At 41.0% G+C, this 24,414-nt stretch carries 17 protein-coding genes; 8 read left to right on the top strand and 9 right to left on the bottom strand.

Annotated features, from left to right (window positions below; genetic code table 11):
* Positions 1-7 precede the first annotated feature (7 nt).
* Positions 8-1,198, bottom strand: coding sequence for a phosphoglycerate kinase (locus ACULLH_RS01735; RefSeq protein ID WP_454087000.1), 1,191 nt, complete (start codon positions 1,196-1,198; stop codon positions 8-10).
* Between the two features lie 132 nt (positions 1,199-1,330).
* On the opposite strand from ACULLH_RS01735, the gene ACULLH_RS01730 reads away from it, so the two are divergent.
* Genes ACULLH_RS01730 through ACULLH_RS01720 form a run of 3 tightly spaced genes read left to right on the top strand, consistent with a single transcriptional unit; the run spans position 1,331 to position 3,385 of the window.
* Positions 1,331-2,482 carry a DNA polymerase III subunit gene (locus tag ACULLH_RS01730; protein WP_454086999.1) on the top strand — a complete coding sequence of 384 codons (1,152 nt, stop codon included), beginning with the start codon at positions 1,331-1,333 and terminating at the stop codon, positions 2,480-2,482.
* A 12-nt stretch (positions 2,483-2,494) separates the two neighbouring features.
* The gene (locus ACULLH_RS01725; protein ID WP_454086998.1) at positions 2,495-2,890 is read left to right on the top strand and encodes a DoxX family protein; all 396 of its coding nucleotides are present in this window, start codon (positions 2,495-2,497) and stop codon (positions 2,888-2,890) included.
* 3 nt (positions 2,891-2,893) lie between these two features.
* Entirely contained in the window at positions 2,894-3,385 is a 492-nt protein-coding gene (locus ACULLH_RS01720; protein ID WP_454086997.1) for a YdcF family protein, read from the top strand.
* 4 nt (positions 3,386-3,389) lie between these two features.
* On the opposite strand, the gene ACULLH_RS01715 is transcribed toward ACULLH_RS01720, so the two are convergent.
* The 7 genes from ACULLH_RS01715 to ACULLH_RS01685 form a co-directional block, all read right to left on the bottom strand.
* Positions 3,390-5,873, bottom strand: a complete 2,484-nt coding sequence (locus tag ACULLH_RS01715) for a hypothetical protein (RefSeq protein ID WP_454086996.1) — start codon at positions 5,871-5,873, stop codon at positions 3,390-3,392.
* A 130-nt stretch (positions 5,874-6,003) separates the two neighbouring features.
* A complete protein-coding gene (locus tag ACULLH_RS01710; RefSeq protein ID WP_454086995.1) occupies positions 6,004-6,510 on the bottom strand; it encodes an OmpH family outer membrane protein in 507 nt (168 codons plus the stop codon).
* A 239-nt stretch (positions 6,511-6,749) separates the two neighbouring features.
* On the bottom strand, positions 6,750-7,580 hold the full coding sequence (locus ACULLH_RS01705) for a class I SAM-dependent methyltransferase (protein WP_454086994.1): 831 nt from the start codon (positions 7,578-7,580) through the stop codon (positions 6,750-6,752).
* Complete coding sequence (locus tag ACULLH_RS01700) at positions 7,558-8,103, bottom strand: hypothetical protein (protein WP_454086993.1); 546 nt, start codon at positions 8,101-8,103, stop codon at positions 7,558-7,560. Before ACULLH_RS01700 ends, ACULLH_RS01705 begins: the two co-directional genes overlap by 23 nt.
* A 96-nt stretch (positions 8,104-8,199) precedes the next feature.
* Positions 8,200-10,068 carry a tRNA uridine-5-carboxymethylaminomethyl(34) synthesis enzyme MnmG gene (mnmG, locus tag ACULLH_RS01695; RefSeq protein WP_454086992.1) on the bottom strand — a complete coding sequence of 623 codons (1,869 nt, stop codon included), beginning with the start codon at positions 10,066-10,068 and terminating at the stop codon, positions 8,200-8,202.
* Between the two features lie 2 nt (positions 10,069-10,070).
* Entirely contained in the window at positions 10,071-10,490 is a 420-nt protein-coding gene (gene ybeY / locus ACULLH_RS01690) for an rRNA maturation RNase YbeY (RefSeq protein ID WP_454086991.1), read from the bottom strand.
* Positions 10,483-13,908 (bottom strand): hypothetical protein, encoded by a 3,426-nt coding sequence (locus tag ACULLH_RS01685; RefSeq protein ID WP_454086990.1) that lies wholly within the window; start codon positions 13,906-13,908, stop codon positions 10,483-10,485. The genes ybeY and ACULLH_RS01685 overlap by 8 nt, the downstream gene beginning before the upstream one ends.
* Positions 13,909-14,038: 130 nt before the next feature.
* Between ACULLH_RS01685 and gltX the strand changes: the two genes are divergently transcribed.
* From gltX to ACULLH_RS01670, 3 genes are all read left to right on the top strand, one after another.
* Complete coding sequence (gene gltX, locus ACULLH_RS01680; protein WP_454087943.1) at positions 14,039-15,553, top strand: glutamate--tRNA ligase; 1,515 nt, start codon at positions 14,039-14,041, stop codon at positions 15,551-15,553.
* Between the two features lie 85 nt (positions 15,554-15,638).
* A complete protein-coding gene (locus ACULLH_RS01675) occupies positions 15,639-16,856 on the top strand; it encodes a hypothetical protein (RefSeq protein WP_454086989.1) in 1,218 nt (405 codons plus the stop codon).
* An 84-nt stretch (positions 16,857-16,940) separates the two neighbouring features.
* Entirely contained in the window at positions 16,941-17,870 is a 930-nt protein-coding gene (locus ACULLH_RS01670) for an SPFH domain-containing protein (protein WP_454086988.1), read from the top strand.
* Positions 17,871-18,129: 259 nt separating this feature from the next.
* On the opposite strand, the gene ACULLH_RS01665 is transcribed toward ACULLH_RS01670, so the two are convergent.
* Positions 18,130-19,815 (bottom strand): glutamine--tRNA ligase/YqeY domain fusion protein, encoded by a 1,686-nt coding sequence (locus tag ACULLH_RS01665; protein WP_454086987.1) that lies wholly within the window; start codon positions 19,813-19,815, stop codon positions 18,130-18,132.
* A 261-nt stretch (positions 19,816-20,076) separates the two neighbouring features.
* On the opposite strand from ACULLH_RS01665, the gene ACULLH_RS01660 reads away from it, so the two are divergent.
* Together ACULLH_RS01660 and ACULLH_RS01655 are read left to right on the top strand one after the other, a co-directional pair.
* A complete protein-coding gene (locus ACULLH_RS01660) occupies positions 20,077-22,338 on the top strand; it encodes a T9SS type B sorting domain-containing protein (protein ID WP_454086986.1) in 2,262 nt (753 codons plus the stop codon).
* A 5-nt stretch (positions 22,339-22,343) separates the two neighbouring features.
* Positions 22,344-24,413: a PorP/SprF family type IX secretion system membrane protein gene (locus tag ACULLH_RS01655; protein WP_454086985.1), complete on the top strand. Its 2,070-nt coding sequence runs from the start codon at positions 22,344-22,346 to the stop codon at positions 24,411-24,413.
* Position 24,414: the final 1 nt, after the last annotated feature.

The following is a 24,414-nucleotide window of genomic DNA, read 5'->3' as shown; positions in this document are numbered from 1 at the left end:
GTGGGTGTTAGCCCAATATTGCCGCAATACCGGGAAGGGTTCTTCCTTCCAAACTCTCGAGCATGGCGCCTCCTCCCGTGGAAACGTAACTTACTTTATCCTGAAAGCCAAACTGCTTTACCGCAGCAACCGAATCCCCTCCGCCAACAAGCGAAAAAGCTCCAGTTTGCGTTGCTTCGTCAATATAGTTTCCCATGGCGATCGTTCCCTTGGCAAAATTTTCCATTTCAAAAACCCCTACCGGACCATTCCATAAAATGGTTTTGGATTCCGAAATCACCTTTTTGAAGATTTCCAGGGATTGTGGTCCAGCATCCAGCCCTTGCCATCCCTCTGGAATTTCATTTACATCCAAAATTTTGGTGTTCGCATTGTTATCAAAAGCGTCCGCCGCGAGAACATCAACAGGTAAATGGACCTGGACCCCTTTTGCTTCTGCCTGTTTTAAAATATCAAGTGCCAATTCCATTTTATCATCTTCGCAAATGGAATCTCCAACCTGGCCCCCTTGGGCTTTGATGAAAGTGTAGGTCATTCCTCCACCAATAATCAAGTTATCGACCTTATCCAGAATGTTTTCAATGATGGTGATCTTCGAAGAGACTTTTGCTCCACCCAAGATCGCGGTTACAGGTTTTTCACCTGTTTGCATTACTTTTTCAATTGCTTTTATCTCTTTGGCAAGCAAGTATCCAAAGCATTTGTTCCCTGGAAAATAGTTAGCCACAATAGTTGTTGAAGCGTGGGCCCTATGCGCTGTTCCGAAGGCATCGTTTACGTAAATATCCCCGTTTTTCGAAAGTGCTTCTGCAAAGGTTTCATCCCCTTTTTCCTCTTCAGCGTGAAATCTCAGGTTTTCCAAAAGAAGCACTTCTCCGCTTTGAAGGTCAGCAATGGCCTGGGCCACATTATCTCCAACACATTCATCTACAAATTTCACCTGGACCCCAACAATTTCAGAAACCTTTTCACAAATATGCGACAAGGACATATCTGGATTCACCTGACCTTTTGGTCTACCCAAGTGGCTCATTAAAACTGCACTTCCTCCATCTTCCAAAACCTTTAAAATGGTCGGCGTGGCCGCTTCAATCCTGCTAGTGTCCGTTACGTTGAATTCCCCATCCAAAGGAACATTGAAATCTACACGGATCAACGCTTTTTTATCTTCAAAATTATAGTCGTCTATGGTCTTCATCTGTTTGATTTTATGGCGAGGTCAAATGTAAAGATTTCCTGCTTTTCCGGTGGGTTCTGATGCTTATAATTTTAAAGTTCCAACAAAAAAAGTGTTTCATGCACCAGAACCTAAAAAATGTATCTTTGAAACATGTTGTTTAAAGATGTTTTGGGCCTTGAGCACATTAAAACCCATTTGGTGTCAACCGCCGAATCAGGTCGTGTGGCCCATGCACAATTGTTCGTTGGAAAAGAAGGCACAGGAACCTTATCGATGGCCATCGCCTACGCGCAATATTTATTGTGCGGTAATAGTGGTGGAGAGAATGAAGGTGACAACGTTGTTTGCAACACCAAATGCAATTCCCTTACACATCCGGATCTTCATTTCGCCTTTCCGGTGTCCACTTCGGACAAAATAAAGTCGCACGCCGTAAGTGATCACTATCTAGAGGATTGGCGGCAATTTGTAAAGGAACAACCGTACGGCAACTTGTTCGATTGGTACCGGCTAATCGGTATCGAAAAAAAACAGGGCCAAATTGGGGTGGACGAAGCCCAGGATGTCGTTAAAAAACTTTCCCTGAAATCGTATGAGGGCGGTTATAAAATCCTAATCATATGGATGGCCGAAAAGATGAACATCGCGGCTTCGAACAAACTTTTAAAATTGATTGAGGAACCTCCTGAAAAAACGATGTTGCTCCTGATCGCCGAAGATGAAGAACAAATCATAAATACCATTCGGTCCCGTTGTCAGATTTTGCATTTCCCCCCACTGGCTGAAAATGCCATCGCCAATGCGCTTTTGAGTAAAGGTGTTTCGGAAAGTGAGGCGAATTCCATTGCCCATGAAGCCAATGGAAACTTTAACAAGGCCTTGGATCTGATGAACAAGGATTCGGAAGACCTGGTCTTTGAACGTTGGTTTGTGCAGTGGGTACGAAGTGCTTTTAAAGCAAAAGGGAACAAAGGAGCAATCCAAGAATTGATTCTTTGGAGCGACGAGGTGGCGAAAACGGGCAGGGAAGTCCAGAAGCAATTTTTAAATTACTGCTTAAGGGCCATGAGACAGGCACTATTGTTGAACTATCAAGCCAACGAATTGGTGTATCTTAAAATACATATGGAAAAGTTTGACCTCTCCAAGTTTGCTCCCTTTGTCCATGAGAACAATATTGAGCAAATCGTGGAGGAATTGGAAAAAGCCATTTTTCACGTGGAACGGAATGGCAATTCCAAAATCATATTTACGGATCTTTCGATAAAACTGACCCGGCTTCTTCACGCGAAGGCGGCTTAAAATAGCATGACAATGGAACATATCTTATCTAACGCCGCCCAAATTCTAATTCTCCTGTTTTTGACCATAACCCTGTTGCAAAGTGGCATTGACAAAATCATGGATTGGAAGGGAAATGTCACGTGGCTAAAGAACCATTTTTCTAAAAGTATTTTCAATGGTCTGGTTCCCTTTTTGCTGGGAATTATACTCTTGATGGAAATGATCTCGGGTATTCTGTGTGCCGTTGGTGCATTCCAGTTCATAGCTTCCGGCGAAAGTAATATGGCCTTTTGCGGTGCATTGCTTTCTGCAATCACGTTGCTGTTTTTACTTTTGGGGCAAAGGGTTGCCAAGGACTATGAAGGTGCCAAGACCATTGTGGTCTATTTTATTCCTGCCATTTTTCTGATCTATCTACTACAATAAAAAATGCAAGAGGTACTTGTTGTCTTGGGGTCGCCAAATTCTGCTTCGGGAGAATTGGGTCCCATAGCAATAAGTCGTCTTGGCCGTTGCCTAGATTTGTTCCAAAAGAAAAGTTGGGTCCTCTGCACAGGTGGTTGGAGCCCTCATTTTAATACCGCCGAACTGCCACATGCCCACTATGCAAAGGCCTACCTCGTTAAAAAGGGTGTTCCGGAAGGTGCGTTTTTGGAATTTGCCCTATCAAAAAACACTGTGGACGATGCCGTAAAGGCGAAAACTGTGTTGACTGAGCTCAACACTGAAGTTGCACTGACCATCATCACTTCGGATTATCATGCGGAAAGAGCTAAATTGATTTTTGAAGAAGTGTTGAATGGATACGCCATGAAGTTCATAGGTGTGGAAAGCAACCTTAGTGAAATGGAATATGAGGAAGTATTGTCCCATGAGAAAAGGGCCATTGCATCAATTCAACAAAATGGATTATACTATTGAATTCTTATTCTTCGATTGAAAATGTTTTTTCCTGATATCCTATCTGACCATCTTCCGAAATGGCTTCAACAATTATGACAAAATCACCAGTAAGATCACCATTGTAAAAGCTCTCAGAAATTTTTCCGGTTTCATCGATGATAAGATTAGGGTTCCAATGTAGCAATGACCTTAAATCCGGCTTTTGCTCGTCAACCGGAACAGGTTTGTCATATTTTGGAGCATAAAATTCCTTCACGGGAGAAAATACTTCCATGGTGGTGTCAAGTGTCCCGGGAATGGGTTTGTTTGTGGCATGAATTCCAACTTTGCCCTTAGTGGTTATAGAAATAATATGTCCCACATAGGGTGCCATTAAGGGGTCGGTTTCTGGAAATACTGTCAGATACCTGGACTTGAAGAACTTGGCGAATTTTATAATTTCAATATTTTCAACCACTTCCGGTGGCATTAGGGGAACATGTCCATATTCATGGCTCTGTAACAACCTGCCGTCTACCATGAGCAAAGTCGGGCCCCCGGCGACATGTGCCAACATAAAACCATCGGGGAATCTTTCAATCTGAACCTCGTCTCCATAATTAAACAAGAGTATGCTATATATTCCGTAAGACCACTTTTGCTTCTTTTGCTCAAGAGAATCCCCTGTTATTATAACATCAGGCTCGCCATATTTTTCATAAAGCGCTTTTCGTTCAGGGGTCAACTTATAGTCTTCGACCACAACCTCATCCAATTGGGTAACTCCGAAAAGTGAATCAAAGACCATCTCTATTCTGTTCTGGTTTTGTTGGTTTTCCAAGAAAGCTTTGGTAATGGTATCCGCTTTTTGCGCAAACGGATTAGGTAGGTATGTAGTTTTAGGCTTGGGAAATGAATCAATTGTGATTTTAAGATTCCTTTTTCGTTTTCCATTTGAGTTTGCGTGAAGTAAAAATCGCATCTTACTACCGAAAGTGTCATCCAGCATAAATTGAAAATTCCCAAAACTATCTACCTCGGCAGTATATACAGTTGTCTCTTTGCCAAAAGTTGTTAATGTCAAATCTGTTTTTTCCGAGATCCTCTTTTTAGAGGAGAGTGGGGCCACTCTTCCCTTGATGTCTAGGGTTGGTTGCGGCCAAAAAAAACGCTTGCCCTGCCTTTTCGAAGGATACTTATAATTGCGCCATCCTTGGGTCAACAGCAGCGCATCCATATCCTTAAAGCGGTCAGAATTGTCCTTATCAAAATAACTTCCAGGATTCTCAATAGCTCCTTTTAGTTCCGATTCCAAATTAAAGAACGACACTATCGAACCATCAATACTTTCTCGCCATTCAGTTTTTTGAAGTACCATGACCGAAGCATTTGTGCTTGCGTTCTGTTGTTGCCCATTGAGTCGGATATCCAACTTTACCTGCTCCCGTTTTCCATATTCGACCTTGTCGGTATCAATTGCAAGTTGCAGCCCATTCTTTGTTCTATGATTAAAATAAAGTCTTTCGGCAATTGGTTTGCCCCCTTTATCCATCAAGGTGAAGACGATGATTCCATTAGGGAAGTTTTTCGATGGCAAGTCCGAAACCAATCTTCCATTGTGCAAGGCGCCTTCTATCAAATAATAATCCATTCCTCTACAGCTCGCTTTCACAGCTACGCTGTCTTTAAGCGCATTCGAACTAACGCTAAACCTTATCTTTTCTCCTAATTTTTCAATCGACAGGATACTTCCAGCTTGGGCTATTGGTAAAGGAAAAAGGATATCGTCCGAACGGTTAGCGAGCCCTACTTTTGCGTAGTAGGTTGAGTTGCTGTCAACGGGCATACGAAATGTACCCATGCCCAAATCGTTGCTTTTAAAGGAAGTTATTCTTTTTCCTGTGCCATCAATAACCTCCCCTTTGATTTTTCTTCCCTTTCCATCAAAACCCAAAGCCTTAAAGCCAATTTTGTTTTCAAAACCATGAATCATTTTCCCACTCTCAGGGAAAAATTGTAAGTCCAAACCGGATAAGGCAATATTTTCTTCAAGATTTTGAGCAGGTTTTAGTCCGTCAAACGTATATGTGTTCCCGTGCTCTGTAAACGAATAGATATTGATGTACTTCTTGAAAGTATGATCATCACCAAAATTCTGGTTCCATCGTGTATAAGCCCTGATTAAAAAGCGACCGGCCAGATCTTCATCCAAATCAAAGCTGCCCTTGCCGATGCCGTTGGTCAGCTTAACCACGTTATGCGCTACAATGCTGTCTTCTCGATTTATTAAATCGACATATAATACCCCACTGAGATTGGTAGGGGTATGGTTTTGATAGTCCGTTACAATGGCCTTAAACCAAATCGTCTGATTGGTAGTATACTCTTTTGAAGTAAGTTGCAGGTACACTTTTTCCGCTGCCAAAAGTTCCGTTCCAACCGTATCAGCCTCTTGAGAAAAAGTAAAGGAATATGACAGCAAGCAAGAAATGAAAAGCAGGTTTAGTCTTTGGTAACAAGCACCCATCGGGATAATTCTTAGTGGCCATTCAAGCTACAAAATCACGCTGAAACCTTACATCATTTTTAGAATTTATTGGGAATAAAAAAAGCCCGCTCAATAGAGCGGGCCAACATATCTTTGGTGACTCCAGTTCCTATTTTTTGTATTTGTCGTTCAGAATCTTTAGCACTTCAGTGGTAAGATTATTGGCATCTTGTCCATAAAGAACCGCACCACCATCACCACCACCAAGAACATAAGTATACCCGTTGGCTTTTCCATACGCCTTGATTTCTTTTTTGACCTTACTGACTATGGAATCCATCTCGGTTTGGCTATTCTTTTGTAGCAACTGCTCTTCCTGTTGCAGCTGTTGGCCTACAAATTGTCCTCTTTGTTGTAGCAATGCGTATTCTTCCTGCGCACTTTTCTGGGACATTTTTTGGGCTTTGGTCTGAAATTCTTGCAGCTCCAATTGAAATGCCTGTGAAATACTGTCTCTCTTTTTGTTCAGCGCCTCAACTTTGGTTTTGAACTTGGCCTCGACATCTATCTTCTCTTGATAGCCATCCATCAACTTCAAATTATCGACATATCCAATCTTGTTCTGTTGACATGCCATTGCTGTCAAAGCAATTATAAATACTATACCTTTTTTCATTTGTCCGGTTTAAAGATGCGCAAAAATAGAAAAGCTTTTTTAATGACTCACATTATCGCGCAAGGAATCAAAATTCCCTATTTCCAACACTATAAGGAATTTCTATTTAAATTCCACTTTTCTATAAGTTTACTTTATTCCTGTAGGCTTTAGAAATGCGGCTTAGAGCCACTTTCTTTTTTTGTTCAGGTCAATACAAGCAAAAGAAGGATAACAGCCAAATATGGGCTTAGAAATGCTTAATTTTTCTTTTTTATCACGTATATGAGCGATGAGTATTCTTTGGAAAAATAAGCTTTGATATTCGACCACAGACCCAAGAAGAAAGCGTTGAACAAATACAACTTGTTCTTTTTATATTTTTCCGATAGCAGGGAAACATAAAACGCATCGAACAACATCGGTTTGATAGAAACAACTTCCATGTTCCGTTTGTCAAAGAGGCGAATTATCGATGTCTTGGAAAAATGCCATAGGTGTCTCGGGACATCATAGGCTGCCCAATGGGCTCCATAATGTTTGGCATCGAAGGATTTGTAATTGGGAACCGCAACAATCAAAACTCCATTTGCCTTCAGCAAGTTTGAAATCTGTTCTATCTGCTCCTCCAAATTAGGTAGATGTTCCAATACGTGCCATAATGTAATCGCGTCATAAGAACCTGTATCCAAATCCACAATGCTTTTATGGAGTTTGATTCCCTTTGAGGCCGCTTTGGCTCTAGCTTTTTCGTTCGGTTCAACACCCGCTACCTCATATCCGTTGGACTTCGCTTGTAGTAAAAAATCACCTGTTCCAGCTCCATAATCGAGTAGTTTTTTTGATTCAACTAGTTGATAATCAACTAGTTGAATCTTTTTCCTAAGACTATAGTGCTTAATGCCTTGATACAATTTGTCCGTAAACGACAAGCTGGAATCCGTATGTGAAATGTAAGCTTCACTATTGTAGTAAGGAGAGCTATCCTGTGGTTGGGGTTGTGTTACCAACATGTCCAAGTCAGTGTCATACACTAGTTCAAAGTCTTCTCCCGAAACGGAATAATCTTTAGTTCTTAAAAACAACTTCATTATAATTGACCGTATTCAAATATTCATCTTTGAGCTGTGAAAGATACGTCAAAAGCTGTGGTCTATAAATGGAATCTTCATGTAAACAATCCTTTTCTGTTTTGGTAAAAACTTCCATAGCGATATACCAATTTCCAATTCGTGAAGTATGCACCTCTTCCAACATGGGATCCATTTCCGTTGTTTGACTTAAAACACCATCGATCACAATTGGAATCAGATTTATGGTTTTGGTAGGTATCTCAACCTCATAAAAAGAAAAATAGAACGTTTTACCATCCAAATCAAAAGGCACCTCAACATCTACATAATGGTCATTTAATTGAAACCTTGTATTGATATAGTTGTAAAATTCATTTTCATCTTTTGGATCCTCAAAAATGAACATTGTTTTCTTTGGTAAGTTTCTTTTAAACCTTTTACCATTTTTTATTTTATAGTTTTTGATGTTCGGGGCAATTCTGAGAGGGATACAGGATGAGATAAAAAGCAAAGCTAGGCTTAGGAGTAGTATTTTGCGCATGATCTTTTGGTTTGATGGCTTACATCAATCAAAAACCAGGCCATGCGTAAATAAAGGGATTAAGTTTAAAAATGTTCCACGTGGAACAAAAAATACCTAACGTCCTAAAAACACAAGCAATACACTAATGTCGGATGGAGAGACGCCACTTATTCTAGATGCTTGGGAAATGGTTACAGGTCTAATTGCTTCCAGCTTTTCCCTTGCTTCATAGGAAAGGGACTTAAGTTTAGTATAATCAAAATTCTCAGGAATCTTTACATTTTCAAGTCTATGAAGCTTATCCGCATTATTTTTTTCCTTTTCAATATACCCAGAATACTTAACTTGAATTTCAGCCTGCTCCAAAACCTCAGTATTTAATTCATTTTTATTCACGTACTCAGCGACCGCATCCAAACTCAACATATGATCCATGGTCACCTTTGGTCTAGAAAAGACTTTAAAAAGTTTATCAGATTGTTTTACAGTTGACGAAGCTATAGATTCCAGAATCGGATTTATTTCATCCGGAACAAAGCTGGTCTTTTTGAAAAACTCGACAAACTTTGCTGATTTGTTTTGTTTAATCTCCATTCGCTTCATACGCTCTTCTGAGGCCAATCCCAGTTCAAAGCTTCTTGGTGTCAATCTTAAATCGGCATTATCTTGTCGTAGTAATGTTCTGTATTCTGCTCTCGAAGTAAACATGCGATAGGGCTCTTCCGTTCCCTTTGTAATCAAATCATCTATCAATACCCCGATGTATGCCTCGTCCCTTTTAAGAATGAAAGGTTCCTTTTCATTGATTTTAAGGTGGGCGTTTATCCCCGCCATGAGTCCCTGTGAAGCCGCTTCTTCATAACCGGTAGTTCCATTGATCTGTCCAGCAAAATAAAGGTTGCTGACCAATTTGGTTTCCAGGGTGTGTTTTAGTTGGGTTGGCGGGAAGTAATCATATTCAATTGCATAACCCGGTCTAAAGAACTTCACGTTCTCAAAACCTTTGACGGATTTAAGGGCCTTATATTGGATGTCCTCGGGTAAGGACGTCGAAAATCCATTTACATAAACCTCAACAGTTTGCCAACCTTCCGGCTCGACGAAAATCTGGTGGGCATCCTTCTCTGCAAAACGATGTATTTTATCTTCAATTGAAGGACAATATCGTGGTCCAATACTTTTAATTCTTCCGTTGAACATTGGAGATCTATCAAACCCCTCTCGCAACAAATCATGAACCAAAGCGCTGGTATGCGTCATATGACAATCGCGCTGTTTTGACAAAACGGGAGTCTCCAGATAAGAGAATTTATCGGGAGTTTCATCTCCTGGTTGTGGGATCATCTTTGAATAATCCAATGATCTTCCATCAACTCTTGGAGGCGTTCCGGTTTTCATTCTTCCACTATCAAAACCAAAGTCAACCAATTGTTCCGTAATACCTGTTGCGGCTTTTTCACCGGCCCTGCCACCACCAAATTGTTTCTCTCCAATATGGATAAGACCATTTAAAAAAGTCCCGTTTGTAAGGACGACCGCCTTAGCCCTAATATCAATCCCAAGGGATGTTCTTACTCCAACCACCCTATCACCTTCTACCAACAAACACGAGACCATCTCCTGATAAAAATCAGCGTTTGGAGTGTTCTCCAATGCTAGCCTCCACTCCTCTGCAAAACGCATTCTGTCATTCTGCGCCCTAGGACTCCACATTGCAGGTCCCTTGGATTTGTTCAGCATCTTAAATTGAATGGCTGACTTGTCCGTAATAATTCCACTATAGCCTCCAAGCGCATCAATCTCACGTACAATCTGGCCTTTTGCGATTCCGCCCATAGCAGGGTTGCACGACATCTGACCAATGGTCTGGAGATTCATGGTCACCAACAATGTTTTGGACCCCATGTTCGCAGCGGCAGCTGTAGCCTCCGCTCCGGCATGTCCTCCTCCTACAACAATAACATCATATTCCTTCTCAAACATAACTATGGTTCCACGTGGAACAATTTAATCTTTTCGTCTTCTTTCCTGCGCATAATTTTCCTCTCATCATCGCCTTTATCGCCATATCCCATTAGGTGTAAAACACCATGACTCATAACCCTTAAAAGTTCATTCTCAAACCGAACTTTAAATTCTTTAGCGTTCTCTCGAACCCTCTCATCGGAAATAAAAATATCCCCTGAAAGCACCTTCCCCTCCGAATAATCAAAGGTTATAATATCCGTAAAAGTGTCGTGGTTTAAGTATTCCTGATTGATGTTCAACAGGTACTCATCTGAACAAAAAATATAATCAATCTGGCCTACTAGAAAGTCCTCTGAAACAATAACTCTAGTAATCCAATCGGAGTATTTGGTTTTTCCCTCCAACTGAAACTCAGACTCATAATGGAAATCAATCATTCTTAAAATAAACCTTGACCTTCTTGTCGTAATTTTGCCGCAAAGGTAATGCTTGTCTATTTAATATTTCAATGTCATTCCCATCATCCCTAAGTACTTCGGGTTTGGTAATAATCGGATTGGAAAATCTATTTTCATTTGTATTGCTCTCCCTTTCCTTTTGCTTGCCTTGTTTTAAAGCAGCATTTTTAAGTTTTAGCAACTGGTGCTGAATGGCGTTAACCTTATTATGTGTTCGTTGCGTTATTCCATTTTCCAATAAGTCATTCTCAAAATCTTGCATCTGCCTAACTAGCTTTTTGGCCAAATTCCTGTCAGCATTGTTAATCATATCTTCCAGCTGCTTTTCCAACTCTTGTCTTATTTGTTGCTGTTCCTTATAGATCTCATAAATCTCACTTAGTTCCATTTCACCCAATCCATCGTTTCCATCTCCCCCTTGACCATTCTCGCCTCCCTTTTGCTTTCCTTGTTCAAAGTTCCCCTCCTTGCCGTTTTCACCTCCACTATCTCCTTCGGAATCACCCTCTTTATTTTCTCCTTGGTTCCCTTTTCCTTGTTCTCCCTCACCTTCAACTTCACTTTGTTTCCCTTCACCAGATCCATTCATCTTTTCCTGAATCCCTTTCTGGCCTTGAATAATGTCGGGTAATTGAAAATCTCCTCCTCCCTGACCGCTGCCTTGGCCAGATTGCATGTTTTGCTGCATATTATCCAGGATATTTGCCAAAAAATCAGCTAAGGAATTGGTTGCATTAATCACATATTGCTGGTAAGAAGTTCCCTGAAAAACTTGATTGTCAGCAATGCTCTCCAATGATTTATCAATGTTATAATACACTTCCGTTATTTGCTCATTGACAAACTCCGACAGCTCTACTCTTCGAAGCGACAATGCAAACAAACTATCGTCCACATGCTCAAACAGTCTTCTAAGCTCCTTTTGATCACGCACTGTTTTTGAAAACTGGGAGACATCAACATCTGAACTCTCAACATGTTCAAAAAGGTTTTCCTGCTTGAAAGAAAATGTTATCAAATTGTCCAAAATCTGTCGAAGCATTTCCGCATCCTCAGTATCCGAAGAACCTCCGCCGCCCATCGAACTTTGTTGTAGTGCACTGCTCATTTCTTGCATCTTCTGTGCCGCGGATTTTTGTTTCTGTGAAAGTCTATTTCCCGCTTCTTGCTTCTGATTATCCCCAGCTGACTCCTCATTTCCTTGATGCTTGTTGATTTCCTCCAAGGCATCCTTCTGGTCTTTCTTTACGGCTTCCTGTTTCTTAGGAGTTACACCCATCCCTAGAGGCTTCTTAAGTTTGTCATTGTCCTTCCGTAGTGTATCCAACTCTTTGGACAACTCATTGAACTTCTCATTCAATTCTTTCTGTAACTTATTGTCCAAATAATCCCCCAATTTCATCTGGGACAACAGCTCCTGTTTTTCAGAGAGCTTTTCAAGTTCCTGAGCCAATTGATTCATCTTCTCAGTAACATAGTAGCGTTTGGTCAACTCCAAAATCTGCTCAAGATTCCTTGTTCTAGTACGCTGACTCTTACCAATCTCTTCTAGCTTCTTCTTTAAGTCTTCCTTATTAATTTTATCAGACAGCTTATTAAGTTCCTCCAATAACTTTTCATTCTTTCTAGCTTCCAATTCCTGTCGCTCCAATCGTTCTTGAAGTAGTTTCTTCATGTCATCGGATACCTCCTCCTTATCAAGACTTTCCTTCAATTGTCTGCTAAACTTTTCCATCAATTGCTCCTGCAATTCCTGCTTTTCCAAAAAGTCCTTTATCTCGTTTTTATCCTCAAAACTTAAACCTGTCTCTTCCTTCTGTTTCTCATTGATTTTGGAAAGTGTTTCTTGTTGCTCCTTGTATTTCTCCAAAGATTTATCCAGGTTGTTCAAAACAGAGTTTTGAAACTCTAACTCCTTGTTTTTCAGCTGATTATCGCTAAACAAGTTGGTGTTAAACACCTTGCTTTTACTCACCTTCCCCGACCTAAGTCCATCATTATCAACAACTTCAAAGTACAGTTTATAATTTTTACCCTGCTCCAAAGTCAGTCCGGAAGGAAAGGTGTAATAAAACTGGTGCATGCTAGCCTTAGGATATTCTAGAACAACCCTTTGCTCCTTTTCCCTATCGTCGACAGGGAAACAAACCACCCGTACCTCGTTGACTTTAAAATCATCAGAAGCCTGTCCCGTAAAGAAAGACTGATTAAGGTTTATAGAATCCAAAACCTGTTCCACCTCAACCAAAGGATATGCGTCTTTAATCACATCCAATTGATACCCCAATCTCTCAAAATCCTTTACATTGCTGTTGGATGTGCTCAATTCATAGCCCAAGTTATTGTAAACACTCATGCTATTAGTAAACGTATCCCCTTCTTTGATAAGGGGTATAATGGAATCCTTAAGAGTCATATTAATCTCTTCAACATGAACTCCTTCAATCTTCCAAGACACCTTGGTCCCCTCTGGAATGACCGCGTTACCAGAACCACTAACAACTTCCGATGGTCGCTGGGTGTAGCTGGGGTAATCAAGTTCCATTTCAAAATCCACCAAGGATGGGGTGCTGTAGCTTTTAACCTTGTACGCTTTGGAATCCCAACCATTGGCTGTTAAATAAAACGAGCTTTCGGCCACTGGAGCAACAAACGTATGAAGAAAAACATTTCCCCGTCTCTGAAGCAACAGCTGTTCGCCATCAACCACCATGTAAACATTTTCGGGTTGAACATCACCGATTATCTTAGCCTGAATGGTCAACGGTTGGTTATCCAGCACTTCCAACTTATCATTCAGAATCCTAAACTCGAACGGTGCGGGTTGCTCATACGCCATATCATAGTTCACCACCCTGTTATAGGAATTAAAAAAATCCGCTATGTTTCCAGAAATCCAAATAAAAGCAACGATTGCCAATGGAATGAGCACATATTTGGCATACCCAACACTTTCCTTTAGGTCAACGGCATTTACGAATGCAAAACCATCAAGTTGAGTACTTTTTTGTTCAATACTCGCCAACAACAATTCAGATTGCTCACTATTCTCCGCAAGTTCCAAAAGGTTGTACAGCTTGTCATCAATCTTTGGAAAGTGCTTCCCAATCAGTTCAGCCGCATCCCTGTTTGAAAGACCCTTTTTTACTTTGAAAAGATAAAATATGGGAACCAGAATAAACTTGTACACCAAGAAAAGCTCCACCAAAACAAAGGCCAAAAACAACACCAATCTCCAATCTTGACCTAGCCACAGCATGTATTCCAAAGACATCACCCCTAAGAAAAAAAGTAATCCAAGTGCTAAAAACAATAAGCTACCCTTAATCAATTGTTTGATGTAATACTTTTTGGTAAACTCGTTGAGCTTTCTCAGAATGTTGTTATAGCCTTCCAAATTGCATCATATTTATTACCAAGATACCCGATAGCCCGGAATACTCCTGAAAACTTTTTGTTAAAACACATGTTGCGAACAGTTTTTTGCTGCTTTGTCAAACACTATCTTTGCGATTCAAAATTGAATGATGAATCAAAAAGTACGGGTTCGTTTTGCTCCCAGTCCAACTGGACCACTACATATCGGCGGTGTCCGTACCGCCCTCTTTAACTATCTGTTCGCTAAAAAACATAACGGTGATTTTGTGCTTCGTATTGAGGACACCGACCAAAATAGATATGTTGAAGGTGCTGAAGATTACATTGTTGAAGCATTAAATTGGTGTGGTATTCCTTTTGATGAAGGTCCCGGGAAAGAAGGAGCTGTGGGTCCGTACCGTCAAAGCGAGCGCAAGCATTTATATGAATCCTATGCCATGGAACTTATTGAAAAGGGCCATGCTTATTATGCGTTCGATACTGCTGAAAAACTGGATTTTCATAGAAAAGACCACGAAGCCAAGGGCAAAACCTTTATTTATAATTGGCATAACCGACTGAAGCTTTCCAATTCCCTTTCGTTGTCCAATGACGAAGTCCAAAAAAAATTGGATGCCGGTGAGGATTATGTTATCCGCTTCAAGTCGCCTCAAGACGAGACTTTGTTGCTTACTGACATCATTCGTGGTGAGATAAAGATTGACACCAATATCCTTGACGATAAAATCTTGTTCAAAAGCGATGGCATGCCAACATATCACCTGGCCAATATCGTTGATGATCACCTCATGCAAATTTCACATGTGATTCGCGGTGAGGAATGGTTGCCCTCGTTGGCTCTCCATCAACTCCTTTACAACGCCTTTGGTTGGCAGGCTCCGGAATTTGCCCATCTACCGCTTATCATGAAGCCTGTGGGCAAAGGGAAGTTAAGCAAGCGTGATGGCGAAAAAGGGGGATTCCCCATTTTTCCCTTGTCTTGGAACGAGTCCGAAGGGTATCGTGAGGCAGGTTATTTTCCAGAGGCAGTAACCAACTTTTTGGCGCTCCTGGGATGGAATCCAGGAACCGAACAAGAACTGTTCAACCTAGCTGAATTGGTAGATGCTTTCAGCCTGGAGCGTGTGAATAAATCTGGCGCACGTTTTGATCCTGAAAAAACAAAGTGGTACAACCATCAATATTTGCAATCCAAAAACAATGTTGAGTTGGCTCAATTGTTCGAAAAGCAACTGAGCAACAAATTGGAATCAAAATTAGAACTACCGACCACTGATAAAATAGAAAAGGTGGTCTCCCTAATCAAGGAGCGTGCAAACTTTGTTTCGGACTTTTGGGAACTGGGTAAATTTTTCTTTGAAGCACCAACCACTTACAACGAAAAAATGATCAAAAAGCAATGGAAAGAAGGTACGCCACAACTCATGCAAAACGTTTCCGACATATTGGCCGACTGTGATGATTTCAGTTCATCCCATATTGAGACTCAAGTTAAAGATTGGATAACAAAACAGGAGCTTTCCTTTGGAAAAGTTATGGGTCCACTTCGCTTGATCATTGTTGGTGACATGAAAGGACCACATCTTTTCGACATATTGGAGCTAATTGGTAAAACGGATAGTTTGGCCCGAATAAAAAATGCTTTAGCCTCACTTTCAAGTTAATAGCTGACAACCTGAATTTTAAATCACTTTCTTTTTCATTTAAAGTTTTGTAACTTATTGTCATAATCAACCACTTTAAAGTTCAATGCATAAGCGTGTTACACTCTTATGCTATGTTGTTTGTCTGTGCCTTTTACTGTCGGTCCAATTTGGAACCGCCCAAAAAGTTCATAGATCTTTTAAAAACGGAATCTCCAAACCTTACACCCAGGCCACCCATCCTTTTGGGGTTTTGTTCTACACCGTGCCCCATAATTTTAGGGCCCGGGCGGAACAGGTTTCCTCATTGAATTTTCAACTTAGTAGTGGAAATATTTGGGGACAGCCCGTGACCACCTTTGTGCCAACATTAGGCATTGACCGCAGCCAACTAACCAATTTGGAATTCTACAGTAGGGGCTCTCAATTTAATCAAGATATAAGCCCTTCTGAATCTTATACCATTGCCTATGATGGGGTGATAAAGGATTTCCGAATAACCTCAACACTGCCTCTTTCAAATAAAAATGACATCACCATTACCGCCCGTTCTTTTCTATTGACTAAAGGCACATTCCCGTTTACGACCATTACAGGAGACCGTTTTATTGAATTCTTCCACGAAACTATTGCCGGAGGTGATGACCCATTTGGCCGTGAGCTGCTTGGGGTTGACCGAGCTCAAATTGCATACACGGACAGAAACGGCAACTCCTTATCCATAGCTGATGGTGAGTTTGTTTTCTCTGGAATTGAAACTGCCTTTTATCATTATCCCGAGCTACTTTCGAAGCATCACATTTACATCAATCTAGGCGCTCATCTGGGCACCAACCTAAGTCAATATAATAGTTCCATGGATGTAGGTTTCTCTATTGCGGGGCTGAAAGAATTTCAATCTTCAGGAAGCATACAAGCACTGTTTGGTTTGGGGCTAAACGTATTGCGTAAGGGCATCATTTCGTTCCAGCCGAATCAAGCCGATTTAGGTACCAGCAATTTTATTGGAAGCTTTGAAGGACATTTCGAAGTGTACAAGCAAACAAACAACAATGGATACCATTCCATCGGCCTCAATTACCGAATTCAAACCCCGTATAACCATAAAAAAGAAGAGGCATATTATGTGCCAACATCACAAGAGCGAATCAAAAGGTGGCATGATGCATCCAGACAACTGTACAAATACCAAAGCTACTGGTCGCTCATTTATTCTTTTACTAAAAAGACGGTGTTTTCAGTTTATCTACAGCAAGACATGTTGGTCAACAACGCTCCCGACCTTCAAACCGGAATTCGCTTAAAGATTCCATTGGCGTTTTAAGCCCTTGTAACAAATACATCAATTTATATACACATCATTACAAGCTGTTTTGTACCTTATTCACTTAATTTAAATTGTATCGCTATGGGTAATTTTTTCATCATTCCATTAATTTTCTTCGGACTTATCATTCTGATATCTTCTTTTTTTGTGGTAAAACAACAAACCGCTGCAATTGTTGAGCGCTTTGGTCGTTTTCAAAGCATTCGTCAATCTGGTTTACAGATGAAAATTCCTTTAGTGGATAGAATCGTAACTCGTGTTGGGTTAAAAATTCAACAATTGGATGTTATTGTAGAAACCAAAACCTTGGATGATGTATTTGTGAAATTGAAAGTTTCAGTTCAATACGTTGTAATAAAGTCCAAAGTTTATGAAGCTTTTTATAAGTTGGAATATCCCCACGACCAGATTACCTCCTATGTTTTTGATGTGGTCCGTGCCGAGGTTCCAAAAATGAAATTAGATGATGTCTTTGTAAAAAAAGATGATATTGCCATTGCGGTCAAGAGCGAACTGCAAGATGCCATGTTGGAATACGGATATGACATCATTAAAACTCTTGTTACCGATATTGACCCAGATGCACAGGTAAAAGAAGCCATGAACCGAATCAATGCCTCCGAGCGTGAAAAAATTGCTGCCCAATTTGAGGGTGATGCTGCTAGGATTCTAATTGTGGAAAAAGCAAAAGCTGAGGCAGAAAGTAAAAGACTGCAAGGACAAGGTATTGCCGATCAGCGTCGTGAAATTGCACGAGGACTTGAAGAATCGGTCGAAGTATTGAACAAGGTGGGCATTAATTCCCAAGAAGCTTCTGCCCTGATTGTAGTTACCCAACATTATGACACCTTGCAATCCATTGGGGAAGAAACCAATACCAATTTGATCTTGCTTCCAAATTCACCCCAAGCCGGAAGCGATATGTTGAACAATATGGTAGCTTCGTTTACCGCTAGTAATATGATTGGTGAACAAATGAAAAAAACAGGTGTTACCAAGAAAAAAGAATAATAGAAACCAACCTTGCCAAATTTAAAAGGGAGCAACTTTGCTCCCTTTTTACTTTTTCATTCTTCAGAAAACGACTTAAATTTATTAGCACCCTCAAATTTTCTGATTATCAATTTTAGGCCACTCTCAGCATGTTTTATGGGTCAACGGGGCTAACTGGTCCAATCCTTTTAAAAGCACTCAGAAACTGTCTTAAAATCACGCGTTTTTAATAAACAAAACAAATAGTTTTCGTGCTCAAGAATAGATAAATGCTATCCTATGATTTTTGCTCCAATTTGGCCCAAGTATCCCTTAAAGTAACTGTCCTGTTGAAAACCAAATTCTCAGGTATCGAATCGGTATCGACGTTGAAATATCCCAATCGTTGAAATTGGAATCGATCTCCAACTTTGGCATCCTTGAGACTTGGTTCCAAATATCCGGTAACTTTTTTCAAGGAGTCGGCATTGACAAAATCCATAAAGTCCTTGTCCTTGTGGGTGTCGGGTGAGGCGTCGGTGAACAGACGATCATACAATCTAACTTCGGCCGAAATCGCGTGAGGTATGGAAACCCAATGTAATGTTCCCTTCACCTTTCTTAAGCTTTCTTCCGTTCCACTACCACTCTTACTTTTTGGATCGTAGGTGCATTGTACTTCAACAACATTTCCATCCGCATCTTTTGTGCAGCTTTCTGCTTTGATGATATATCCATTTTTGAGACGTACTTCGCCGCCAAGCTTCAACCTAAAAAACTTTCGGTTGGCCTCTTCCCTAAAATCTTCTTGTTCGATATACAATTCTTTGGAAAATGGCACCTTCCTGCTGCCTGCATTTTCATCTTCCGGATTGTTTTCCGCATCAAGCCATTCCTCGGCACCTTCTTCATAATTTGTTATGACAAGTTTTAACGGATTCAACACGGCCATTACCCGAGGTGTAATTTTATTCAAATGCTCCCTTACATGAAATTCCAACAAGGAAACATCCACAATATTCTCCCTTTTGGCAATTCCAATGGTATCCGCAAAATTTCGAATTGACTCAGGTGTATACCCTCTTCTTCGTAAGCCGGAAATAGTAGGCATTCTTGGGTCGTCCCATCCATTTACCACCCCATTTTCCACCAATTGAAGCAATTTACGTTTGCTCACTACTGTATGGCTGAGGTTTCTTCGTGCGAATTCACGCTGTTTAGGTCGCAATTTCTTAGAATCTACCAATTGGTCCAAAAACCAATCATAAAGCTCTCTATGAGGCAAAAACTCCAATGTACATAGGGAATGGGAGACTTGCTCAATATAGTCGCTTTCTCCGTGTGTCCAATCATACATCGGATAAATACACCAATCGGTATTTGTGCGGTGGTGTGCTCGATGCAAAATTCTGTACATGATTGGATCCCGCATTAACATATTGGATGATGTCATATCAATTTTCGCCCTGAGTACATGGGTTCCCTCTTCAAAATCCCCATTTTTCATCCCTTCAAAAAGAGCAAGGTTTTCCTCAACCGAACGATTGCGAAACGGGCTTTCGGTGCCCGGTTCAGTAGGAGTGCCCTTCTGCTCTGCCATTTCCTCGGAACTCTGACTGTCTACGTATGCCTTTCCCTGGCGGATGAGTTCAACTGCCCAATCATAAAGCTGCTGAAAATAGTCCGATGCATAGCATTCGGTATCCCATTCGTATCCCAACCATGCAACATCCTTTTTAATCGCATCAACATATTCCTTTTCCTCCTTTGCCGGATTGGTGTCATCAAACCTTAGGTTGACCGGCGCATTATAACGCAAGCCCAAACCAAAATTCAGGTAAATAGAGCTCGCATGTCCGATATGGAGGTAGCCATTCGGCTCTGGAGGGAATCTAAAACGAAGGTCATTTTTCCCATATCCATCCGCCAAATCATCCTCTACGATATGCTCTATAAAATTCAGTGATCTCTCTTCTTCACCCATATCCAAAATTTGAAGCGCAAAGGTAGTAAAATCCAGTGTTTATAGTCGATGAATGGTTAAAGTGTATACAAAGAAGGCCATTTCACAACAGTTTTGGTGTCACCTACAACAATATCTTTCCAATCGACGAAAATAAAATCATATTTGTTATTGGAATATTATATGAAATAGTCGGCCTTGAGAAAGCCGAAAAGAACTGAACAAATTTAAGGGGCACAACAGGAGGGCATTATTGCCCATAACCTCTTAAAACTAACGCTGATGGAGAAAACTAGTTCATATAATCGCATCCTTGTGGCCGCTGCTGCAATTTTTCTACTTGCGGCCACGTATTCAGAAGCCCAGGTACTTAACAAGCCAGAAGCAGCTGATAACCCCAATTTAGCTGGTAACTCAGCATGGACCGCTGCTTGTGCCTCTGATAGTTTCAACGAATACTTCGTAAACTTTACATGGAACCCACCTATGGTGGATTCGGACAATGAGTTCATTCTAGAACTTTCCGATGCCAACGGTAATTTCGGGTCTCCAAGGGAACTTGCCCGAGTAGGGGACAAAAATGCTGTTTTCGATTTTGAGTTTCAGTTTGCTGTACCCACAGATGTTCGCGGTGAAAGTTATAAAATGCGTGTCCGCAGTACAAGTCCTTCAAAAACAAGTCCTGCCTCCGATGCATATCCCATGCACTATGTGGATTACAACTCTCCCTTGTTGATCAGCCAAGATGCTAATGGGACAATTCCTGCCGGAGGAACCATACAACTTTGTGGTGGGGCTTCAATAAATCTCTCTCCCCATAATATTCCGGGTGCAAGCACCTATCGATACAACTGGTATCGCAGTGGTACGCTGCTTTCAGAGAAAACAGAAAGAATTACTGTTTCAGACCCTGGAATGTATTATGTGGAACTGGATTATGGGTCCGTGTGCTCTGGTTCGGCCAATACACTTTCCAACACGATTGAAATAACTACAGGTACAAGCCAAGGCATTGCCATAAACGGCTCAGCCGACATTGGACTATGTGCCGGTGATACGCATACATTGCAAGCTAACATAACTGGTGTTGGGCTTACGTATACATGGTATAAAGACGGGAATGTTGTTGCAGGCCCTACTTTAGAAGGAGATTCATTTAATGTTAATACAGGTTCTGCCGGGTTTGAAGGTGATTATGAGGTAGAAATTGAAGGGCCCTCAGCTTGTTTGGAACGTTCCTCAGCTGTCACTGTAAGAAATCTAGGAGACTTTACGGTAACAAGGGAAAATGATGCCAATATCGTTCTGCTACCATCGCAAACCAAAACACTATCTGTATCCTCAACCGCTACAACACCCACATATCAGTGGTATAAGGACGGATCTCCAATTGCAGGAGAAACCAACAGTTCTGTAGTAATCAATGAAACCGGTGTGTATTTTGCCCGGGTAACAGAAACAGGAGGGGGATGCTCTGGAGCTCCTTTGGACTCTGAAAGCACTACGATTGTTTCTCCCGATTCCTTTGAGTTTGTGGTTGAATACGTAGGCAGCTACTCCTCATGTCAAAATACAGATGTCACCCTTAGTCTTTCTACCATTAATGCAGTTGGTGGATCTGGTGCCAGAACAGATGTTACATCCGATTTGGAATCAGCTTTCTCATATCAATGGATTTACGATGGCAACGCAGTTGCTGGTGAAACTTCTAAAACAATTACCGTTTCCAATTTTGAGGACAACGGATCGTACCGATTAGACGGTAGCTTGGACAGCTTTAATGCTTCATCCAATGATTTATCCGTTTCCCTAGTAACAAATATCACTTTGGGGATTACTTCCAACGGTACCGTATTATGTGAAGGAGCTGACCCCATCGTATTCAAAAGTTCTGAAAGTTTGACGGGCGAAACTTTCGAGTGGACAAAGGATGGTGTTGTAATTGACACTTCGTCCGATACTATTACCGCTTCAGAAGTAGGTGTTTACCAACTTATTATAAGAACGCATGATTGTCCAGTCGTTTCCAATGAGGTGACCGTCAATGCATTTGATGAATCCTTGTTGACTTTGGATAAACCAGAAGAGCTTATCATCATAGAGGGCGAAACGGAAACAGTTACCGCAAGTGGGGCCGAATCATATCAATGGTTTGATGCCAACAACACGCTATTGGGCACCCTTGACTCTTATGACTTCCAATTGGAAGGTCAATATTTATTGGTGGCCAACTTTGGCAACTGTACGATAAATAGGGTCGTTACTGTTTCATACCGGGACAACTTCGCCATTCCTAATGTTATTACTGTGAACGGAGATGGTATCAATGATTTATGGATTCTTCCAAATACCTATTCTCGTCAGAATGATGTTGTGGTAACCATATATGATGAGCGAGGCAAGGAAATTTTTAGCCAATCCAATTACGAAAATAACTGGCCACAATCAACAACAATATTTAATAAACAAAGTATGGTTTTCTACTACACCGTAGCAAGGAGTGGTGAAAATCTAAAACAAGGAACCATAACGGTCATTAGATAACCCCAATGCGAACAAACAAACCTCAACTCTTACTACTATTTATTCTATTGCTTGCCTTTACAGGGGTTAAGGGCCAAGAGGAGACCCCTTTTGTTGCCTATAATGTACCATCGCAAAACCTGCTAAAGTTCAACAGGTTTCTGATAAACCCCACATTTTCCACGGTTAGGGAGGATAAGTCCTATATCAATCTTTTTCACAGAAACCAGTCGGTATCTTTTGATGATAACAATCAGGTCTACTTCCTTAGTTATAGCGGTAGAATAAGTGACAGGAGTGGTGTTGGTTTAAGTCTTTTTACCAACCGCGAAGGTTTGTTCAACAACTTCGGGGTCCATGCAAACTATGCCTATGGTGTGCGGTTGAGTCCTAAAAGTAATTTCACGTTCGGTGCCAACTTTTCATACTATCAAAGTGCATTTAACCAGAACAGGGCAAATGCTGTTGACGTTGATCCATTGCTAAACAATTTGGAAAGCAGTTCCTTGGTTACTTTTCAGCCAGGTTTCAATCTTTCATTGGGAAATTTTGATATCGGTGGTTTTGCCGAAAACCTTTTTGATTATAACCTGAAAACCAGCGAATCGGTTACTGATTTTGCTGACAAAACATATTCCGGACATTTACAATATACCCATCAGTTTAAAAATGCTGCCGGGCTATTGGAAGAAGCCCGTTTAATGCCTCTAGCGCGTGTTAGAAAAACAGGTGATGAGGATATTACCTTAGGCGGTAATCTTATTCTCGACCTTCCAAAATTAGGGTGGATGCAAGCTGGTTATGATGACTTTTATGGCGCTTCCGCTGGATTAGGTTTCAACCTGAACAAAAACCTTTCCATTGGTTATACCGTTGAGAAGGGACTATCCAACAATTTTGAAAACTTTGGTTTAAGTCATGAGGTTTCGTTGGCATATTCTTTTACACCTAACCTTACTGAAGACCGTGTGTTGCTGGATGAGGACTATGAGGATCTGGCCCAAGCCGATTCTATTCCTCAGGAAAATTTGACTCTTTCCGAAAAAGACCTTGAAATTCAGAGGCTGCAGGATAAGCTGGCCGAAAACGATGCTATTTTGGACGAGCTCTTGATGCGTCAAGATTCCATCGAAAATACGCGTAAAAGTGATTTGGAAAGACGCTTTGAGACCGTAATGAAAATGGTGCGTCGTGAGACCAGAGGGGAAAGACCAGAGTTGGAAGAAAAGGCCAAAGAGGTCTATTTCGCCAACATGGATAGTGTAGATGTAACTCCTAAGAGACCCACACAACCCTTAGCGAATCATGGGTTGACCAATACCACTGCCGCCAAAAAGGTAATCCGCTTGGATAAAAACAACAAAGTGGCTGCCAAAACTTCTTCCGTCAAAAGGGATAAGACCACGAGAATACACAACAGAAATGTAAAAAGAAGGTTCCGATCATATGCCATTCCAAATGTGGAAAGCGGTCACTACCTAATCGCAAACGTATTCAAAAATCCAAGTAACGCAACCGCATTTCTGGACAAGCTTCAGACACAAGGTATTGACGGAGGTTTCTTCATCAATCCTAAAAATGGGCTTAACTATGTTTATCTGAAGGGTTTCCAGAACAAAAAGGAGGCAATCGATGCCTATCACTCAAAGCTCAATGGCTCATATAACGGAGATGCTTGGGTCATGAACGTAAATGGTGTTAACACCGGTTCTGGTCAAGCTCGCTTGGTTGCTGTTCAGAACAAATCGAAATCAAAATATGGGGACAATGTGCTCCATAAAAATGTTAATCCATCCAAAGGAAACCTTTCCCAAGTTTCCTATTCCACCTACAAAATTAACGGCCTGGGTTCTGGCTTTTATATCATCGCCAATGTATTCAAGAGCGCATCTAACGCAAAACGTTTTGTCAAAGATTTGAATGCTAGGGGGTTGAATGCCAGCTATTTTATCAACCCAGAAAATAACTACAGGTATGTGTATTTGAAAAAACACGAAACCTGGAACAATGCACTGACCTCTTACTATTCCAAACTAAACGCTTCGTATGATGACGAAATGTGGATCATGCGGGTAAAACCAAACTCCAATAGTTAAA

The organism is Flagellimonas sp. 2504JD4-2 (genome assembly GCF_053642935.1).
The sequence above is the reverse complement of the archived record's forward strand: the minus strand, read 5'-3'. Positions and strand labels throughout refer to the sequence as shown.

Coding starts and splice junctions, on each gene's coding strand:
- ACULLH_RS01735 (WP_454087000.1), bottom strand. CDS start 1,198: ATGAAGACCATAGACGACTATAATTTTGAAGATAAAAAAGCGTTGATC.
- ACULLH_RS01700 (WP_454086993.1), bottom strand. CDS start 8,103: ATGCGCAAAATACTACTCCTAAGCCTAGCTTTGCTTTTTATCTCATCC.
- mnmG (WP_454086992.1), bottom strand. CDS start 10,068: ATGTTTGAGAAGGAATATGATGTTATTGTTGTAGGAGGAGGACATGCC.
- ybeY (WP_454086991.1), bottom strand. CDS start 10,490: ATGATTGATTTCCATTATGAGTCTGAGTTTCAGTTGGAGGGAAAAACC.
- ACULLH_RS01705 (WP_454086994.1), bottom strand. CDS start 7,580: ATGAAGTTGTTTTTAAGAACTAAAGATTATTCCGTTTCGGGAGAAGAC.
- ACULLH_RS01725 (WP_454086998.1), top strand. CDS start 2,495: ATGGAACATATCTTATCTAACGCCGCCCAAATTCTAATTCTCCTGTTT.
- ACULLH_RS01675 (WP_454086989.1), top strand. CDS start 15,639: ATGCATAAGCGTGTTACACTCTTATGCTATGTTGTTTGTCTGTGCCTT.
- ACULLH_RS01730 (WP_454086999.1), top strand. CDS start 1,331: ATGTTGTTTAAAGATGTTTTGGGCCTTGAGCACATTAAAACCCATTTG.
- ACULLH_RS01670 (WP_454086988.1), top strand. CDS start 16,941: ATGGGTAATTTTTTCATCATTCCATTAATTTTCTTCGGACTTATCATT.
- ACULLH_RS01710 (WP_454086995.1), bottom strand. CDS start 6,510: ATGAAAAAAGGTATAGTATTTATAATTGCTTTGACAGCAATGGCATGT.
- ACULLH_RS01665 (WP_454086987.1), bottom strand. CDS start 19,815: ATGGGTGAAGAAGAGAGATCACTGAATTTTATAGAGCATATCGTAGAG.
- gltX (WP_454087943.1), top strand. CDS start 14,039: ATGAATCAAAAAGTACGGGTTCGTTTTGCTCCCAGTCCAACTGGACCA.
- ACULLH_RS01715 (WP_454086996.1), bottom strand. CDS start 5,873: ATGGGTGCTTGTTACCAAAGACTAAACCTGCTTTTCATTTCTTGCTTG.
- ACULLH_RS01655 (WP_454086985.1), top strand. CDS start 22,344: ATGCGAACAAACAAACCTCAACTCTTACTACTATTTATTCTATTGCTT.
- ACULLH_RS01720 (WP_454086997.1), top strand. CDS start 2,894: ATGCAAGAGGTACTTGTTGTCTTGGGGTCGCCAAATTCTGCTTCGGGA.
- ACULLH_RS01660 (WP_454086986.1), top strand. CDS start 20,077: ATGGAGAAAACTAGTTCATATAATCGCATCCTTGTGGCCGCTGCTGCA.